Origin of the sequence: Mycobacterium sp. SMC-14 (assembly GCF_046250075.1) — a bacterium.
Taxonomy (GTDB): domain Bacteria; phylum Actinomycetota; class Actinomycetes; order Mycobacteriales; family Mycobacteriaceae; genus Mycobacterium.
In genome coordinates this window covers 3,694,161-3,711,779 of the sequence record NZ_CP176429.1, presented here as the reverse complement: position 1 = coordinate 3,711,779, position 17,619 = coordinate 3,694,161, and the positions used below count along the sequence as shown (strand labels likewise).

15 protein-coding genes are annotated in these 17,619 nt (G+C 69.5%); 12 read left to right on the top strand and 3 right to left on the bottom strand.

Going from position 1 to position 17,619, the window contains the following annotated elements; genetic code table 11:
- Window positions 1-3: 3 nt before the first annotated feature.
- The 7 genes from rplF to ACKY0W_RS17570 all read left to right on the top strand — a co-directional run bounded on the left by rplF (window position 4) and on the right by ACKY0W_RS17570 (window position 4,587).
- Complete coding sequence (gene rplF / locus ACKY0W_RS17600; protein ID WP_046188194.1) at window positions 4-543, top strand: 50S ribosomal protein L6; 540 nt, start codon at window positions 4-6, stop codon at window positions 541-543.
- A 2-nt stretch (window positions 544-545) separates the two neighbouring features.
- Entirely contained in the window at window positions 546-953 is a 408-nt protein-coding gene (gene rplR / locus ACKY0W_RS17595; protein ID WP_406757751.1) for a 50S ribosomal protein L18, read from the top strand.
- A gap of 34 nt (window positions 954-987) precedes the next feature.
- Complete coding sequence (gene rpsE, locus ACKY0W_RS17590) at window positions 988-1,683, top strand: 30S ribosomal protein S5 (RefSeq protein ID WP_406757750.1); 696 nt, start codon at window positions 988-990, stop codon at window positions 1,681-1,683.
- Window positions 1,684-1,685: 2 nt separating this feature from the next.
- On the top strand, window positions 1,686-1,874 hold the full coding sequence (gene rpmD / locus ACKY0W_RS17585; protein WP_047320739.1) for a 50S ribosomal protein L30: 189 nt from the start codon (window positions 1,686-1,688) through the stop codon (window positions 1,872-1,874).
- Window positions 1,874-2,317 (top strand): 50S ribosomal protein L15, encoded by a 444-nt coding sequence (rplO, locus tag ACKY0W_RS17580; protein WP_409435121.1) that lies wholly within the window; start codon window positions 1,874-1,876, stop codon window positions 2,315-2,317. The genes rpmD and rplO overlap by 1 nt, the downstream gene beginning before the upstream one ends.
- Window positions 2,318-2,421: 104 nt before the next feature.
- Entirely contained in the window at window positions 2,422-4,194 is a 1,773-nt protein-coding gene (gene sppA, locus ACKY0W_RS17575; protein WP_409435120.1) for a signal peptide peptidase SppA, read from the top strand.
- A gap of 87 nt (window positions 4,195-4,281) precedes the next feature.
- On the top strand, window positions 4,282-4,587 hold the full coding sequence (locus ACKY0W_RS17570) for a DUF732 domain-containing protein (RefSeq protein ID WP_308484241.1): 306 nt from the start codon (window positions 4,282-4,284) through the stop codon (window positions 4,585-4,587).
- 10 nt (window positions 4,588-4,597) lie between these two features.
- Here the strand turns inward: ACKY0W_RS17570 and ACKY0W_RS17565 are convergent, their stop codons facing one another.
- Window positions 4,598-5,830, bottom strand: coding sequence for a serine hydrolase domain-containing protein (locus ACKY0W_RS17565; protein ID WP_409435119.1), 1,233 nt, complete (start codon window positions 5,828-5,830; stop codon window positions 4,598-4,600).
- Window positions 5,831-6,325: 495 nt separating this feature from the next.
- Here ACKY0W_RS17565 and ACKY0W_RS17560 point away from each other — a divergent pair, with 495 nt between their 5' ends.
- A complete protein-coding gene (locus ACKY0W_RS17560; RefSeq protein WP_409435118.1) occupies window positions 6,326-11,311 on the top strand; it encodes a PE family protein in 4,986 nt (1,661 codons plus the stop codon).
- An 83-nt stretch (window positions 11,312-11,394) separates the two neighbouring features.
- On the opposite strand, the gene ACKY0W_RS17555 is transcribed toward ACKY0W_RS17560, so the two are convergent.
- Complete coding sequence (locus ACKY0W_RS17555) at window positions 11,395-12,318, bottom strand: SAM-dependent methyltransferase (RefSeq protein ID WP_409435117.1); 924 nt, start codon at window positions 12,316-12,318, stop codon at window positions 11,395-11,397.
- Window positions 12,318-13,259 (bottom strand): class I SAM-dependent methyltransferase, encoded by a 942-nt coding sequence (locus tag ACKY0W_RS17550; RefSeq protein ID WP_409435116.1) that lies wholly within the window; start codon window positions 13,257-13,259, stop codon window positions 12,318-12,320. Before ACKY0W_RS17550 ends, ACKY0W_RS17555 begins: the two co-directional genes overlap by 1 nt.
- Before the next feature lie 325 nt (window positions 13,260-13,584).
- Between ACKY0W_RS17550 and secY the strand changes: the two genes are divergently transcribed.
- The 4 genes from secY to ACKY0W_RS17530 all read left to right on the top strand — a co-directional run bounded on the left by secY (window position 13,585) and on the right by ACKY0W_RS17530 (window position 17,558).
- On the top strand, window positions 13,585-14,913 hold the full coding sequence (gene secY, locus ACKY0W_RS17545) for a preprotein translocase subunit SecY (RefSeq protein WP_406757743.1): 1,329 nt from the start codon (window positions 13,585-13,587) through the stop codon (window positions 14,911-14,913).
- A complete protein-coding gene (locus ACKY0W_RS17540; RefSeq protein WP_409435115.1) occupies window positions 14,910-15,461 on the top strand; it encodes an adenylate kinase in 552 nt (183 codons plus the stop codon). Before secY ends, ACKY0W_RS17540 begins: the two co-directional genes overlap by 4 nt.
- Window positions 15,461-16,264, top strand: a complete 804-nt coding sequence (gene map / locus ACKY0W_RS17535) for a type I methionyl aminopeptidase (RefSeq protein ID WP_409435114.1) — start codon at window positions 15,461-15,463, stop codon at window positions 16,262-16,264. Before ACKY0W_RS17540 ends, map begins: the two co-directional genes overlap by 1 nt.
- A gap of 61 nt (window positions 16,265-16,325) precedes the next feature.
- On the top strand, window positions 16,326-17,558 hold the full coding sequence (locus ACKY0W_RS17530; RefSeq protein ID WP_409435113.1) for an FAD-dependent oxidoreductase: 1,233 nt from the start codon (window positions 16,326-16,328) through the stop codon (window positions 17,556-17,558).
- Window positions 17,559-17,619 lie beyond the last annotated feature (61 nt).

Here is a 17,619-nt window from a genome sequence, read left to right as displayed (position 1 = left end):
GACATGTCGCGTATTGGTAAGCAACCGGTCCCGGTTCCCGCCGGGGTCGACGTGACCATCGATGGTCAGAACGTATCGGTCAAGGGACCCAAGGGCACCCTGGAGCTCTCCGTGGCGGAGCCGATCAACGTTGCTCGCAACGATGACGGCGCCCTCGTGGTGACCCGGCCGGACGACGACCGGCGCAACCGGTCGTTGCACGGCCTGAGCCGCACCCTGTTGGCCAACCTGGTCACCGGTGTGTCGGAGGGCTATGTCCGCAAGATGGAGATCTTCGGCGTCGGCTACCGCGTCGCGCTCAAGGGCAGCGACCTGGAGTTCGCGCTGGGCTACAGCCACCCGGTGCTGATCAAGGCTCCGGAGGGCATCACCTTCGCGGTGGAGACGCCCACCAAGTTCTCGGTCTCGGGCATCGACAAGCAGAAGGTCGGCCAGATCTCGGCGAACATCCGCCGTCTGCGTCGCCCCGACCCGTACAAGGGCAAGGGCGTGCGCTACGAGGGTGAGCAGGTTCGCCGCAAGGTCGGAAAGACAGGTAAGTAGTCATGGCGCAATCACAAACAGGCACCCCGGACCGCAAACCCGTCGGGCAGAACATCTCCGAGGTTCGGCGCACCCACCGGATTCGTCGGCACGCGCGGCTGCGCAAGAAGGTGTCCGGCACCGCCGAGCGTCCCCGCTTGGTCGTGCACCGCTCCTCGCGGCACATCCACGTCCAGCTGGTCGACGACCTCGCTGGTCACACCGTGGCTGCGGCGTCCTCGATCGAGGCCGACGTGCGGGGTGTGGACGGCGACAAGAAGGCCCACAGTGTGCGGGTCGGCCAGCTGATCGCTGAGCGTGCCAAGGCCGCCGGCGTTGAGAACGTGGTGTTCGACCGCGGTGGCTACACCTACGGTGGGCGTATCGCGGCGCTGGCAGACGCAGCGCGCGAGGGCGGATTGAACTTCTGATGACTGACGTGAAGATGACTGGAAGGACCGCATGATGGCGGAGCAGCCGACAGGGGCCTCCTCGGCAGGTCCCGACACGGGCAGTGCCCACCGCAGCGACGGGCGCGACAACCGTGACAACCGGGGTGGACGTGGTGGCCGCGACGGCGGCCGTGGCGGCCGCGACAACCGTGACGGCGACAAGAGCAACTACCTGGAGCGCGTCGTCGCGATCAACCGGGTGTCCAAGGTGGTCAAGGGTGGCCGCCGGTTCAGCTTCACCGCATTGGTGATCGTCGGCGACGGCCACGGGCTGGTCGGCGTCGGCTACGGCAAGGCCAAGGAAGTGCCCGCCGCGATCGCCAAGGGCGTGGAGGAGGCTCGCAAGGGCTTCTTCCGGGTTCCGCTGATCGGTGGCACCATCACGCACCCGGTGCAGGGTGAAGCCGCCGCCGGTGTGGTGTTCCTGCGCCCGGCCAGCCCCGGTACCGGTGTGATCGCCGGCGGTGCGGTGCGTGCCGTGCTGGAATGCGCCGGCGTGCACGACATCCTGTCCAAGTCGCTGGGCAGCGACAACGCGATCAACGTGGTGCACGCCACCGTTGCCGCGCTGAAGATGCTGCAGCGTCCCGAAGAGGTGGCGGCCCGACGTGGCCTGCCCATCGAAGACGTTGCGCCGGCCGCGATGCTCAAGGCTCGTCGCGAGAGCGAAGCTCTGGCTGCCGCCGCGGCGCGGGAAGGCACGGCGTAATCATGGCAAACCTGAAGATCACCCAGGTCCGCGGCACCATCGGTGCACGCTGGAAGCAGCGCGAAAGCCTGCGCACCCTGGGCCTGCGCAAGATCCGCCAGTCGGTGGTGCGTGAGGACAACCCGCAGACTCGCGGGCTGATCCGGGTTGTTCACCACCTCGTAGAAGTTGAAGAGGCCGGGGAGAAATAATGACGCCCATCAAGCTGCACGACCTGCGCCCTGCGCCCGGGTCGAACACCAAGAAGACCCGCGTCGGTCGTGGTGAGGGTTCCAAGGGTAAGACCGCGGGCCGCGGTACCAAGGGCACCAAGGCACGGAAGAACGTGCCGGTCCGGTTCGAGGGTGGGCAGATGCCGATCCACATGCGGCTGCCCAAGCTGAAGGGCTTCCGTAACCGGTTCCGCACCGAGTACGAGGTCGTCAACGTCGGCGACATCAACCGGTTGTTCCCGGAGGGTGGCACCATCGGCCTCGACGAGCTGGTCGCCAAGGGTGCCGTTCGGAAGAACACGCTGGTCAAGGTGCTCGGCGACGGGAAGCTGACCGTCAAGGTCGACGTCACCGCTCACAAGTTCAGCGGCAGCGCCCGGGACCAGATCACCGCAGCCGGAGGCACCGCCACCGAGCTGTAGATCTCGCCGCTGCGCGAGAAGCCACAGAATCGCACTCCATCAGTTGGTGGGGTGCGATTCTGCGTCTGGGCGTCGTGTCCGGCGGCGCCGGTAGGCTCAAAAACATGTTCTCCTTGCTGACCGGCGTGCCCGGCCTGGACGACCTGCGCGGCGTCGCCCGTCGTATCGACACTGCTCGCCACCACGGCGTGCCCAACGGCGTCATCCTCGAACTCGACCTGCAGGAGTTGCCCCACGAGACCGGGGCTTTCGACCCGCTGGCCCTGATCCGTTCCGGTGGTCGGCCGCCGGTGCTGCGCGATGTGGTGGCCGCGATCCACCGCGCCGCCGAAGACCCTCGGGTCGCCGGACTGATTGCGCGGGTGCAGCTGTCGTCGGCGGCCGCCGGGCCGGTGCAGGAGCTGCGGGCTGCGATCGCCGATTTCGCCGCCGTCAAGCCGTCGCTGGCATGGGCCGAAACCTACCCGGGCACGCTGTCCTACTACCTGGCCTCGGCGTTCGGCGAGGTCTGGATGCAGCCGTCGGGGACGGTCGGGCTGATCGGATTCGCCACCAACGCGACCTTCCTGCGCAGTGCGCTGGGCAAGGCCGGCATCGAGGCGCAGTTCGTGGCCCGGGGCGAATACAAGTCGGCAGCCAACCTGTTCACCCAGGACTCCTACACCGAGGCGCACCGCGAGGCCGAGACCGCGTTGGTGGAGAGCCTGCACGCCCAGGTGCGCGCGGCCGTCGCCGAGTCCCGCAAGCTCGACGCCGGCGTCATCGACACCCTGGCAGACAAGGCGCCGCTGCTGCGGGACGACGCGGTGGCCTCTGGCCTGATCGACCGGATCGGATTCCGCGACGAGGCCTACAACCGGATCGCCGAATTGGCCGGAGCCGAGGGCACCACGAGCGCCGACGACGACGACGCGCCACCACGCCTGTACCTGGGGCGCTACGCCCACGCCACGGCCGGCGGATCGGGACCCGCCCTGCCTGGGCGCAAACCCAAGCCGGCGATCGCCGTGGTAACGGTGTCCGGGGCGATCGTCAGCGGCTCGGGCGGGCCGCAGCTGTCACCGCTGGGCAATCGCAATGTCGGTGGTGACACGATCGCCGCGGCGCTGCGCGAGGCCGCCGCCGACGACGAGGTCGCCGCGATCGTGCTGCGGGTGGACAGCCCGGGCGGCTCGGTCACCGGGTCGGAAACCATCTGGCGAGCGGTGCAGCAGGCCCGCGATGCGGGCAAGCCGGTGGTGGCCTCGATGGGCGCGGTCGCGGCTTCCGGCGGCTACTACATCTCCGCGGGCACCGACACCATCGTGGCCAACCCCGGCACCATCACCGGATCCATCGGGGTGGTGACCGGCAAACTGGTCGCCCGTCAGCTCAAGGACCGCCTGGGCGTCGGCACCGACTCGGTGCGCACCGGCGCCAACGCCGACGCCTGGTCGATCAACGCCCCGTTCACCGCCGAGCAGCAAGGACAGGTCGAGACCGAAGCCGACCTGTTCTACAACGACTTCGTGGCGCGGGTTGCCCAAGGCCGCAACCTGTCCACCGACGCAGTCGACGCGGTGGCGCGCGGGCGGGTGTGGACCGGCGCCGACGCGGCCGAACGCGGGCTGGTCGACGAACTGGGTGGGCTACGCACGGCGGTGCGCCGCGCCAAGACGTTGGCCGGGATCGACGCGGACGCGCAGGTCCGTACCGTGTCCTATCCCGGCTCGTCGTTGTGGGAGTTCGTCCGGCCGCGCCAGTCATCGCAGCCGGCGGCGGCCCTGTCCGACGCGGTCGGCAACCTGCTGGTGCGGTCCTTGACCGGGATCGTCGACCAGGTCGAACGCTCGGTCAACGGGGCGCACGTGCTGTGGCTGGGGGAGTCGCGCTGGTAAAGCGCGTAACGCAGAATCAACAATTCTCTTCGCGGCAGTAAAAGCTCGGTAACACGTCTTTAACGGGCCCCGGCCATCCTTAGAGCCATGAAACGGTTACTGCTGCTGGCAGGTCTGAGCGCGATGGTCGGCCTGGCCGCTCCCGCCAACGCCGCGCCGACCGGTATCGATGGGCAGTTCCTGGCCACCTTGAACGGTGCCGGACTCAGTCACCGGGCCAACGACGATGCCACCGTCTCGGCCGGCCACGCCGTGTGCCAGCTGATGGACGCGGGACTGTCGCCGATGGACACCGTCGTCGCGGTGCAGACCACCAACCCGGGCTTCACCATTCAGACGGCCGGCCAGTTCGCCGCGATCTCCACGGCGCACTACTGCCCGCAGTACATGTAGTCCGGTTTGGCTAGGACTGCAGCCGGGCACCCAGCACGTCGCGGAACAACGCCTGGCGCAGTGCGAGTTCGCGAGGATCGCTGTAGAGGTGAAAGCCCAGGCGGTTCATCACATACGAGTAGCCGATGCCGGTGTCGGGGTCGGCAAACCCGAATGAGCCGCCGAAGCCCGGTGTGCCATAAGCCCTATCCGAGGAGCCGAAGGCCGAGGCGAACGCCGGCTTGGACAGCCCCAGCGAGAACACCACGTCAACTCCCAATACCTTGTCGCGTTCGCCGCGAGACGGCGGTGTCGGCATCGCGGTGAGCTCATCGTGGACGCCTGGGCTCAGGGGCAGGGTGGGATCCGCGATGGCGGCGGCGCCATAGAGTCGGGCGATCGCCGAGGCGGTGCCGATTCCGTTGGACGAGGGCATCTCCACGGCTCGCACGTCATCGCGGTTGTAGTCGCCGTCCCACGGTTTGATGTCCCTGGGGAGGTCGCTCGCCCGTGCCAGCAGCCCGAACGGGTTGAACGACGCCGCCACCAGGGCCGCCGGCATCACATTGAGGTGCAGTAAGGACTCGGCGCGCTTCCACTGGTGCAGCAACGCCACCTGATCGCGGGTTACCGAAGTCGGCAGGCCGATGTGCATGTTCAGCCCGAGCGGCCGGGCGATTTCCTCGGCGAAGAAGCGTCCCAGGGTGCGACCCGCTGGGTCGGTGCGACGGATGAGCTCGGATTCGTACCAGCCCAACGTGATTGCGTGATAGCCATGCCGGGTGCCCGGCGCCCAGCGCGGCTTCTGCGCGGCGAGTATGGGCGCCAGCCGGTTCGGGTCGGCGACGTCGGCCAGGGCGGGTGCGGGTTTGAGCGCGCACAACCCGGCCTGATGCCCCAGCAGTTGGCGGACCGTGACGTCACCCTTGCCGGCCTGGGCGAACTCCGGCCAATGGGTTGCCACTTTGTCGTCGTAGCCGAACAGTCCCCGAGAGACCGCCAGCGCCACCGCCAGCGCCGCCACGCCCTTGGTGCTGGAGAAGACGTTGACCATGGTGCCGGGCTGCCATGGCTCGCGCGCAACCCCGTCGCGGTAGCCGCCCCACAGGTCCACGACCTTGACACCGTCGCGGTACACCGAGACCGCGGCGCCGACCTCACGGCCTGCCGCGAAATTGGCCCGGAAGGCATCGGCCACCTTGCCGTAGCCCGCATCAACGTCGCCGCTGATCAGGTCGTGCGGAACCTTGACTTTGAGCACCATGGGGTGGTTATACCGCCGCCGGTCGCCTGGTTATCGCTGAATGGCGAAGTCAGGGCGCCGCGCCCGCACGGTCGCCACGACGGGACACCTCGGTAACCGGCGCTGCACCACCATGTCAGGGCGGTGTCCGGGATCGGTATTTCGGTCGGTCGGTGCACGAGATCGTCCGATAGGGCCGTTAGTCATTTTTTTGGAGGGTCTTGCTATTTCAAATAGTGGAGCCCATATCTAGGCAATATTACCTAATCTGTGGCGGCAGTCACATATGTACGTAAGTCATGATGTCGCCCATATGACACGCCTCTCAATTTCGGCTAATTCTCAGGTCAGTCATGGTTTATCGCGACACGAGCCTATGCGGAACCCTAAATTTCAATTCGTCGGGGTCGTCAAATTCAGCTAGCTTGCAGCACGAGTGATCGCGTTACGGTTCGCGTTTTTCATGCTGAACCGGCGATTAATTAGGCAATGAATTCAGAAATTGAGAGGTTCGGCATGAAACAGAGTCGTGACCGTCGGCAAAGTGGCCGTTCGGGTGGCGTCGCACGGCGGGTAGCCGGCGCGGGTAGCGCAGTCGGTGCATTCCTGGCCTTCGGGGTGGGCCCGGTGGCAAGCGCTCCGTCTGCCAGTGCTGACTTCGACGACCTGTTCTCGCAGCCTCTCCTGGAGATGTTCGACTCGTGGTCCGCGGGCTCAGACCTGTGGCTCGCCGGGTCGTCGGACGACTTCCTGGACGGCTTGGACGCGGGTGCGGCGTTCGACTCGAGCATTTTCGCCTTCGACCCGACCCAGCCGTTGGGGCCGTGGCTGGCGGAGCTGGATCACCTGCTCTACTCGGGATTCCAGAACTACGTCTACCTGCCGTTGTACGCCGTCAGCCAAGACCTGATGGGCTACGCCGAGCCGTTGCTCAACATCGTCAACCAGCCCTTCGTCGACCTGTTCGGTCGGGTGCTGATCGGTAACGGCATCGACGGCTTCGACGGCGTCAACGACTCGCTGCTGGGCAGCTCGGGACTCTTCGGCAACCTCGGCGACGGTGGGTTCCTGTTCGGCGACGGCGGCGCCGGGGTGGCCGGTGACGCCATCAATGCCGACGGTGGGTTCGGTGGAGCGGCCGGCCTGATCGGCAACGGAGGCGCCGGCGGCGCCGGGCTGGACGGCATTGCCGGCGGCGATGGCGGTGCCGGCGGAGATGGTGGCGCCGGCGGCTGGCTGCTGGGCAACGGTGGCCTGGGTGGCGCCGGCGGCGTCGGCGGAATCGGCGGCGGCGCAGGTGGTTTGGGTGGCGCCGGCGGTGCCGCCATCTTCATCGGCAACGGCGGCGCCGGTGGCGCTGGTGGTGCCGGAGGTTTCGGGGGCGACGGAGCCGACGGAGCCACTTTCGGCGCGAGCGGTGACAACGGCGGCTTCGGCGGTATCGGCGGCAGCGGCGGTACCGGCGGCCGGGCGGGCTTGCTGTTCGGTGCCGCGGGCAATGGCGGCAATGGTGGCATCGGCGGCGACGGCGGTGCCGGCGGCGACGGTCAGAACGGTCTGCACGGCACCAACGCCGGTGGCGCCGGCGTCAGCAGCGGCCTGCCTGGGCAAGACGGCATGGACGCCGGTAACGGTGGCAACGGCGGCAACGGTGGCGCCGGTGGGAATGCCGGTAAGGGCGGCGCGGGCGGCTTCCTCGGCATCCACCCGGCGGGTGCGTCCGGTGTGGCCGGTGCCGGCGGCAGCGCCGGTGACGCCGGCAATGCCGGTAACGGCGGCAATGGTGGCAACGGCGGCAACGACGGGACCGGCCTGTCCGCCGGTGACGGCGGTAACGGCGGGGCGGGCGGTGACCGTGGTATCGCCGGTATCGCCGGCCTCGGCGGTCTGAACAGCGACGGCACCCGCGCCGCTTCCGGCGCGGACGGCGCGGTCGCCATCAGTGGTGGTAACGGTGGTCACGGCGGCAATGGCGGCAACGGCGGCGTGCTTGCCGACGGCCAGGGCCAAAACGGTGGTGCCGCCGGAAACGGTGGTGCCGCGGGCCGGATCGGCGACGGCGGTAACGGCGGTAACGGCGGCCATGGTGGCGACAGCGCCGCCGGGGCCGACGGGGCCAACTCCGGCGACGCCGGGGTGGACGGCAAGGTCGGCGGCTACGGCGGCGACGGTGGACACGGCGGTGCCGGTGGCCGCGATGCCGGAAACTCCGGCAACGGCGGCAACGGCGGCAACGGCGCGGACGGCGGCGACGGCGGAGCCGGTGCCAACGGTGCGGACGGGATTCTCCCCGGCCAGGACGGTCAGGACGGTGGCCGCGGCGGCAGCGGCGGTGACGGCGGCGCCGGCGGTAACGGTGGCAATGCGGGCGTCGTCTACAACGGCGTGGTCGGACTCAACGGCAACGGCGGCGACGCCGGTAACGGCGGCAACGCCAACACCCCCGGCAACGGCGGCAACGGCGCGGCCGGCAATGCCGAAAACCCCAACGGCGGCAAGGGCGGCAACGGTGGCGACCCGGGCACAGCGGGCAACGCCGGCGTCGCCGGTGTGCACGGCACCGGCGGCAACCCGGCCAGCGGCGTCGACGGACTTGGCGGCGTGGCCGGGACCGGAGTGACCGGCATTCACGGCAACGGCGGTAACGGCGGCGCCGGCTATGACGCCTCGGCCGACCCGGACGCGGTTCCCGGTGCCGACGGCGGCGCCGGCGGGGCCGGCGGCCACGGTGGCCTGATCGGCAACGGCGGCAACGGCGCGGCCGGTGGTAGCGGTGCGCTGGGTGCACTCGGCGCTGACGGCGACGTGCCCGGCGCATCCGGTGGTACCGGCGGTGCCGGTGGCGCTGGCGGCGCTGGCGGCGCTGGCGGTAACGGCGGCGCGCTCGCAGGTAACGCCGGTAATGGCGGCAACGGCGGTGACGGCGCAACGGGTGGCAGCGGTGGTACCGGCCAGGACGGAGCAACCGGGGTGGCCGGCGTCGACGACGGCGCGGGCGGCGACGCCGGCGACGGCGGTAACGGCGGCGTGGGCGGAAATGGCGGTGTGGGCGGCAATGCCGGTACCGCGGCCAACGGCAACGGCGGCAGCAACGGTGACGGCGGGAACGCCGGTGACGGCGGGAACGCCGGGAACGCCGGCAACGGCGGGACCGGTGCCGCCGGTGACGCCGACAACCCCGACGGCGGCAAGGGCGGCGACGGCGGCAATCGCGGTGAGGCCGGTCTGGGCGGCACCGGTGCCGGACCCGGCACCGGTGGCGACGGCGGTACCGCCGGAAGCGACGGCGTTGCCGGCGCGGACGCCACCGCAGGCGGTAATGGCGGTGCCGGCGGTCGCGGCTTCGACGCCACCGCCCCGGGAACCAATGGCGGTAACGGCGGTGCTGGCGGTAACGCCGGGGCCATCGGCACCGGTGGCGACGGCGGCGCGGGTGGTACCGGCGCCAACGGCCTGGCCGGTGTGACCGACGGCAACGGCAACGGCACCCTCGGCGGCGATGGCGGTCAGGGCGGCAATGGTGGCGCTGGCGGCGCGGGCGGCACTACCTCCGGTGACGCCGGAAACGGCGGTGTCGGCGGGGCCGGTGGTGTCGGCGGCATCGGCGGAAGCGGCGCCAACGGCACCGCTGGTATCGACGCCACCCTGCCCGGCGGCAACGGTACGGACGGCGGCGACGCCGGCAACGGCGGTGTCGGCGGCGCGGGTGGCAGCGGCGGCAACGGTGGCGTCGGGGGCACTGCCACCGACGGCAAAGACGGGCATGCCGGCGATGGCGGTGTCGGTGGTGCGGGCGGTAACGCCGGTAACGCCGGCAACGGCGGTGTCGGTGGTGCCGGCCTAGGCGGCGGTGCCGGTGCGGAAGCCGGCAACGGTGGCGACGGTGGCGACGGCGGCGTGCGCGGCACGGCCGGGGCAGGCGGCCAGGGCGGCACCAGCGGCGACGGAACCACCCAGGCGGCCAACGGCTCTACGGGTGCCAATGCCACCGGCGGCGACGGCGGTGCCGGCGGCAAGGGTGGTGCGGCAACCAACGCGAACCAGACCGGCGGCGACGGCGGCAAGGGCGGCAACGCCGGCCCCGATGGCCGCGGCGGCAACGGCGGCGCGGGCGGCACTGGCTTCAACGGCGCCAACGGCACCAACTCCACGGACCCGAGCGTCGACGGCACCAACGGCGGCAACGGCACCGCCGGCGGTAACGGCGGCGCGGGCGGTCTCGGCGGCACCAACTCCGGCGTCGGCGGCAACGGTGGCGCCGGTGGTGCCGGCGGTAACGGCGGCAACGGCGGCCACGGCAGCAACGGCACCGTCGGTGGCAACGGCACCAGCGCGAACCCGGACGGCGCGGCCGGCGGCGACGCCAGCAGCGGCGGTAACGGTGGCAACGGTGCTGCCGGCGGTAACGGTGGCGTGGCCGGTACCGGGGCCAATGGCAGCGGCACCGCCGGTGCCGGGGGCAAGGGCGGCAATGCCGGTAACGCCGGCAATGCCGGCAACGGTGGTAACGGCGGCGACGGGATCGCCACCAACACCACCGGGTCCGGTGCGCATGGCGGTCACGGCGGCAACGGCGGCGACGGTGGTGACCGTGGTACCGCAGGTACCGCGGGCACGGGCGGCACCGGCGGTAACGGGAGCCAGGCCGCGGACGGCAAAGCCGGGTCGACCGGCACCGGCGGTAACGGTGGGAACGGCGGCAAGGGTGCCGACGCGACCAGTACCGGCCAGTACGGCGGCAACGGCGGCAAGGGCGGCAACGCCGGCGCTGACGGGAACGGCGGTAACGGTGGAGACGCCGGTAAGGGCGCCAATGCTCCCACCGGGCCCGGCACGACCGGAGGGACCGGGGAGACCGGCACCAACGGCGATCAGTCCGGCAACCCCAACGGCGGCACCGGCGGTACCGGCAGCAACGGCACCGGGATCGGCGGCAAGGGCGGCAACGGTGGCACCGGTGGTACCGGCGCCGACGCCGGCAATGCACCTGGGGAGTCGGCAGGTGCCGGTGGCACCGGTGGTACCGGCGGCAACGGCTCCAACGGCGCCGACGGTGGCTACGGCGGTAAGGGCGGCGACGGCGGCCTCGGCGGTAGCAACTCCGGCAACGGCGGCGACGGCGGCAAGGGTGGCGCCGGCGGCAACGGCAGCAGGGGTGGCGATGGCGGCGCCGGTGGTGCCGGTGCCGGCGGCGGTGACGGCAGTGCGTCGAACCCCAACGGTGGCGCCGGCGGTAACGGCGGCAGCGGCGGTAACGGCGGCAGTGGTGGAAACGCGGCCGGCGGCAACGTCGGTGGCAAGGGCGGCGCGGCGAACAACCCCAACGGCACCGGCGGCCAAGACGGTGGCAACGGCGCCGACGGCACTCCCGGCGGACCCGGAGCCGCCGGACCGGGTGGCCCGGCTGGTGGCGGCGGCGCGGCTGCCGGCGGTGGCACCGCAGGTCCGCCTGGACTGCCCGGCGAGGGTGGCAAGGGCGGCGGGGTCATTCCCCCGAGCTGATAGCGGGGCCACCGGGCAACGCGACAATGGCCGCCGGTCCTTCGGGACCGGCGGCCATAGTCGTTGTGGTGGCGAAGTGCCGTTTAGAGCCGAATCGCCTCGATCGCAACGGAATTGCGCAGCCGCGCCACGATGTCACCGTCGGGGAAGGTGCGACCGTAGTCGGCGAACACGGTCTCTCGGCCACGCTCGCGTACCTGCCATCCGCGCTCGGTCAGGTATGCCCCCACCGGGTTTCGCTCGCCGGAGTACACCAGGCTGGTGATGTCGAGATCCAGCCCCTGTTCGGCGAACCGCTGACCCAGCGACTGGTTCGAGCCGCTCAGCGCGGCCGCGCCGTCGGGGTGGTACTCGGTGGCCAACCGGCTGCCCGGAGCGCTCAGCGCGGTGATGTGATCGAACAGCCGGTCCTGGGCCTCCGGCGGCAGGTAGATGAGCAGGCCCTCTGCGCTCCACGCGGTGGGCTTGGTCTCGTCAAAACCGCTGTCGCGCAACGCGGCCGGCCAGTCGTCGCGCAGATCGATGGCCACGGCGCGGCGATCGGCGGTCGGCTGGGCTCCCAGATCGCCCAGGGCGCGTGATTTGAACTCGATCACGTCCGGCTGGTCGATCTCGTAGACGACGCTGCCCTGCGGCCAATCCAGCCGGTAGGCCCTCGAATCCAGTCCGGCGGCCAGGATGACCGACTGTCGGACTCCGGCGTCTGCGGCCTGGCCGAAGAAGTCGTCGAAGAACCGGGTGCGTACTGCCATCACGGCGGTCATCGGTTCGGCGGCGGACTTGGCCTCCGCGGCCACTGCGGGGTCCAGGGTGCCGTCGACCATCTTGGTGAAGAAGTCGATACCGACCGCACGCACCAGGGGCGCCGCGAACGGGTCGGAGATGATCGGCTGGGCTTCCGCGGTGGCCAGCGCGCGAGCGGCGGCCACCATGGTGGCGGTGGTACCCACGCTGGAGGCCAGGTCCCAGCTGTCCCCAAGGGATCGTGCACCGCCGGTGCGTTCCATCACTGTCCGCCTCCCCGGACCGCGCTGATGTAGGCCAGCTTGCCGAAGCCGGGCTCTTGGTCGATATCCAGCGGTGGCAGCCCGTACTCGGCGAACAGCGCGCCGACGTCGTGGCTGTCGACCCGCCAGTCGTGGCCGGCCAGATAGGTGCCGGCCTCATTGCGGTCCCCGAAATAGAGCAATTCGGCCATATCGATGTCCACGCCGTGGCTGCGCATCCGTTCCGCGGACTCCTGCATGCGCCGGCGGGTCTGTTGTTCGGTGTTGGCGTCGAGGCCTGGGGTGCTCTCGGTGGCAATCCGGCTGCCCGGTGCACTCAGCGCGGTGACGGTGTCCAGCAGCCGGTCCTGTGCGTCCGGTGGCAGGTAACCCAGTAGTCCCTCCGCGCTCCAGGCGGTCGGCAGGGCCGGGTCGAACCCCGCCGCGCGCAGCGCCACCGGCCAGTCATCGCGCAGGTCGATCGAGACGGTTCGCCGGACTGCGGTGGGCTGGGCGCCCTGGGCGGCCAACACCCGGGTCTTGAACTCGATCACTTCGGGCTGGTCGACCTCATAGACAACGGTGCCGGCCGGCCAGTCCAGTCGGTAGGCGCGCGAGTCCAGTCCAGAGGCCAGGATGACCGCCTGGCGGATGCCGGCCGTACCCGCGTCGGTGAAGAAGTCATCGAAGAAGCGGGTGCGGGCCGCCATGTTGTCGGCCATCCGAGCCATATCCATCGGCGCCTGGTCGCCGAAGTCTTCCGGGGCGATCTCGCCACTGGCCAACCGGGTGAACAGGTCCAAGCCGACGGCGCGCACCAACGGTTCGGCGAACGGGTCGTTGATCAGGGGATGGTCGGCGCGGCTGGCGATCGCACGGCCCACGGCCACTCCGGTGGCGGTGATGCCCACGCTGGAGGCCAGGTCCCAGGTGTCTCCAGGAAATCGGCCGGTACCTGCCATGGTGCACACTCCTATCTCTAGCTTCTATCTAGCTCTGCCGGCCGAACGGCGCCGGGAAGTTAGTTAGCGTATTTAACGAGCTATCGGTGACTGTACGCCGCTACGCTGATCGCACGCTGGCAGTGGCGCTAACGCCCGCCCGGCCCGCAGTGCGCAGCTGTTACTCTCGTAGACTGCTGACGCGCCTAGGACACGCGTGGCCCCGTCATGATTCGGCCGGCACGTGGACGCGAAAACGCAGGACTAACCCAGGACTAACCGGGGCTGGGACAGAACAGCCCATTGGAACGCCGCGACCGGACCTCGGCTGCGCAGGAGGAGAAGAGTGTTCTCGGCTTTCATCTCATCACTGCGGACGGTCGACCTGAGGCGCAAGATCTTGTTCGCGCTGGGCATCATCGTGGTGTACCGCCTGGGAGCCGCGATCCCGTCGCCCGGCGTCGACTACCAGAACGTGCAGCAGTGCATCAAGGAAGTCAGCGGTGGCGATGCCGCGCAGGTCTACTCGCTGATCAACCTGTTCTCCGGCGGCGCGCTGCTGCAGCTGACCGTGTTCGCCATCGGCGTGATGCCCTACATCACCGCCAGCATCATCGTGCAGCTGCTCACCGTGGTGATCCCGCGCTTCGAGGAGCTGCGTAAAGAAGGCCAGTCCGGCCAGAACAAGATGACGCAGTACACCCGTTATCTGACGGTCGCGCTGGCCGTTCTGCAGGCCACCAGCATCGTGGCGCTGGCCGCCAACGGTGGACTGTTGCAGACCTGCAGCCTGCGCCACGACATCATCTCCGACCACAGCATCTTCACCCTGATGGTCATCGTTCTGGTGATGACGTCCGGCGCGGTGCTGGTGATGTGGCTCGGTGAGCTCATCACCGAGCGTGGCATCGGCAACGGCATGTCGCTGCTGATCTTCGTGGGTATCGCCGCCCGCATCCCGATCGAGGGCAAGACCATCCTCGACTCCCGCGGCGCCATGGTGTTCACCATGGTCTGCCTGGCGGCACTGGCCATCGTCGTCGGTGTGGTCTTCGTGGAGCAGGGCCAGCGTCGTATCCCGGTTCAGTACGCCAAGCGCATGGTGGGCCGGCGCATGTACGGCGGCACCTCGACCTACCTGCCGTTGAAGGTCAACCAGGCCGGCGTTATCCCGGTCATCTTCGCCTCGTCGCTGATCTACATTCCGCAGCTGATCACCCAGTTGGTCCACAGCGGTGGCGGCGCCGGCAACGGCTGGTGGGACAAGTTCGTCAGCACCTACCTGTCCGATCCGTCCAACTTCGTCTACATCGCCCTGTACTTCGGCCTGATCATCTTCTTCACGTACTTCTACGTGTCGATCACGTTCAACCCCGACGAGCGGGCTGACGAGATGAAGAAGTTCGGTGGCTTCATTCCAGGCATCCGGCCGGGACGCCCGACCGCGGACTACCTGCGCTACGTGCTCAGCCGGATCACCCTGCCTGGCTCGATCTACCTCGGCGTCATCTCGGTGCTGCCCAACCTGTTCCTGCACATGGGCAGCTCGGGCACCGTTCAGAACCTGCCCTTCGGCGGCACCGCGGTGCTGATCATGATCGGCGTCGGTCTGGACACGGTGAAGCAGATCGAGAGCCAGCTCATGCAGCGCAACTACGAAGGGTTCCTCAAGTGAGAGTCGTACTGCTGGGACCGCCGGGGGCAGGCAAAGGCACCCAGGCGGTGAAGCTCTCGGAGAAGCTGGGGGTCCCGCAGATCTCCACCGGTGACCTGTTCCGCCACAACATCGCCGAGGGCACCGAGCTGGGCAAGCAGGCCAAGCAGTACCTCGATGCAGGAGACCTGGTGCCGCCCGAGCTGACCAACGCGCTGGTCGAAGACCGGCTGGACCAGCCCGATGCCGCAGGCGGGTTCATCCTGGACGGCTACCCCCGCTCGGTAGAGCAGGCCGAGGCGCTGCACGCCATGCTGGAAAGCCGTCAGACCAAACTGGACGCTGTGCTCGAGTTCCGGGTCACCGAGAGCGAACTGCTCAAGCGGCTCAAGGAACGTGGTCGCGCTGACGACACCGCCGAGGTCATCCACAACCGCATGATGGTCTACCGCGAGGAGACCACGCCGCTGCTGGACTACTACCAGGACGAGCACGACCTGCACGTCGTGGACGCGCTCGGCACGCTCGATGAGGTGTTCACCCGCGCCCTGAACGCCCTGGGACAGTAGTGATCGGACTGCCGAAGCGGCGCAAAGCGGTGCCGCATCGCAGCCCGGGTGAGCTCGACGCGATGGCTGCGGCAGGGGCCGTGGTGGCCGCCGCACTGGCCGCAGTCCGCGAAGCGGCGGCCGTCGGCGTCTCGACCCTGCAACTGGACGAGATCGCCGAATCGGTGATCCGGGACGCGGGCGCCACGCCGTCGTTCCTGGGCTACCACGGATTCCCGGCGTCGATCTGCAGCTCGGTCAACGACCGGGTGGTGCACGGCATCCCGACGGCGGCCGAGGTGCTGGCGGAGGGCGATCTGGTGTCCATCGACTGCGGCGCGATCCTGGACGGCTGGCACGGCGACGCCGCGGTCACCTTCGGGATCGGGACGCTGAGCACGGCCGACGACAACCTCTCCGCGGCCACCCGGCAGGCGATGGAGGCCGGAATCGCCGCGATGGTGGTGGGCAACCGACTCAGCGACGTTTCGCACGCCATCGAAATGGGTGCCCGGGCCGCGTCGAATGAGTTCAAGCGCTCGTTCGGCATCGTTGCCGGTTACGGCGGCCACGGCATCGGCCGTCAGATGCACATGGACCCCTTCCTGCCGAACGAGGGATCGCCGGGCCGCGGACCGCTGCTGGTTGCGGGCTCGGTGCTGGCCATCGAGCCGATGCTGACCCTGGGAACCGACCAGACCGTGATCCTCGAAGACGAATGGACCGTCGTCACCGCCGACGGGTCACGCGCCGCGCACTGGGAGCACAGCGTCGCCGTGACCGAGGACGGGCCCAGAATTCTGACCAGCCCGGCCGCCGGCTGACCCGTAGGGAAATGAACCAAACTCCCCGCTGAACCGTGTCACCACGGTGAAGGTGCGAGCCTTGAACGCGCCATCAGCCTTGCGCATCCTCGTGGTCGGTGCAGGCGTGGCGGGGATTTCGCTTGCTCGCGGGCTGCTGCGTGACGGTCACGACGTCACCGTTTTCGAGCAGCGGCCCCACCTTCAACCCGGCGGCGGTGCCGTGACCATCTGGTCCAACGGCGCGACGGTGTTGGGGCAGCTGGGCGTGGACATGGTGGGAGCCGGGCAGCCGTTGTCGGCGGTGCGGGTGATGACCTCGACGGGCCACTCGCTCGCCACGCTCGACATGACCGCGATGGCGCGCGGGCTGGGCGCACCGGTTCGGATGGTTCCGCGCCGGGTTCTGCTGGAGCGCCTGTTGGAGGACTTTCCGGCCGAGCGCATCCGGTGTAGTGCCCGCGTGGTTGGCGTGAGCGCTACGGAGGGCGAAGCGCGAGTCGACTTCGACGATGGCAGCTCGATCAGCGGCGATCTGTTGATCGGTGCAGACGGGCTGCATTCGATGGTGCGGGACCTCACCGACGCACCGCCGGCCCAGCCGACCGGCTGGAGCAGCTGGCAGGGCCTGGTCGACCTCCCCGACGTTGTCGCGGACAAACGGGTGGCCCTGATGATTGTCGGCAAGCGCGGAAACCTCGGCCTGTGGCCGGCCGGCGGATCCGAGCTGCAGTGGTGGTTCGACCTGCCGTGGTCACCGGACTTCGTTCGCCCGGCATCCCCGATCGACATGATCCGGCAACACTTCACCGGCTGGTCCGAACCGGTCGATCGCGTGCTGAGTGCCCTGACCGACGACGACCTGGCGGGCTCGCCGTACCCGCATTTTCGTCATCCGGTTCCCGGGGCGGGCCGCGGTGCGCTCACCCTGATCGGCGACGCGTCGCACACCATGCCGCCCACCATGGCGCAGGGGACCAACCAGGCGCTGCTCGACACCATGGTGCTGTGCAAGGCGCTGGCGGATCTGCGGCCGGACCCATCACACGGCGATCTGGCGCGCGCGCTGCGCTGGTACGAGAACACCCGACGCCGCAAAGTGGCCGCGGTGTCCCGGGTGACAGCGCTGCAGCTGTCCCACAGCGAGCTGGTGCTGCGACCGGCGGCGTTCATCCCGGACCGATTGCACACCTGGGGGATGACCATGTTCCTGCGCTCGGTCAGTCATCGCCGGATGTCGGCCGAGATCGGGCGCGGACTCGGCCCGGCCGATATCAGCCACATCGCCGGCCGGACAACAGATCGCAGTCATTGAGGAGAGTGGACCGATGTCACTTCCCGCGCATGAGGACGTGGCCGCTCGCCGCCTCGCGCCG

Bases quoted from the DNA above. Each gene is read 5' to 3' on its own strand.
- rpmD (WP_047320739.1), top strand. From the start codon at position 1,686: ATGGCAAACCTGAAGATCACCCAGGTCCGCGGCACCATCGGTGCACGC.
- ACKY0W_RS17560 (WP_409435118.1), top strand. From the start codon at position 6,326: ATGAAACAGAGTCGTGACCGTCGGCAAAGTGGCCGTTCGGGTGGCGTC.
- rplR (WP_406757751.1), top strand. From the start codon at position 546: ATGGCGCAATCACAAACAGGCACCCCGGACCGCAAACCCGTCGGGCAG.
- rpsE (WP_406757750.1), top strand. From the start codon at position 988: ATGGCGGAGCAGCCGACAGGGGCCTCCTCGGCAGGTCCCGACACGGGC.
- rplO (WP_409435121.1), top strand. From the start codon at position 1,874: ATGACGCCCATCAAGCTGCACGACCTGCGCCCTGCGCCCGGGTCGAAC.
- rplF (WP_046188194.1), top strand. From the start codon at position 4: ATGTCGCGTATTGGTAAGCAACCGGTCCCGGTTCCCGCCGGGGTCGAC.
- ACKY0W_RS17550 (WP_409435116.1), bottom strand. From the start codon at position 13,259: ATGGCAGGTACCGGCCGATTTCCTGGAGACACCTGGGACCTGGCCTCC.
- sppA (WP_409435120.1), top strand. From the start codon at position 2,422: ATGTTCTCCTTGCTGACCGGCGTGCCCGGCCTGGACGACCTGCGCGGC.
- ACKY0W_RS17565 (WP_409435119.1), bottom strand. From the start codon at position 5,830: ATGGTGCTCAAAGTCAAGGTTCCGCACGACCTGATCAGCGGCGACGTT.
- ACKY0W_RS17570 (WP_308484241.1), top strand. From the start codon at position 4,282: ATGAAACGGTTACTGCTGCTGGCAGGTCTGAGCGCGATGGTCGGCCTG.
- ACKY0W_RS17555 (WP_409435117.1), bottom strand. From the start codon at position 12,318: ATGGAACGCACCGGCGGTGCACGATCCCTTGGGGACAGCTGGGACCTG.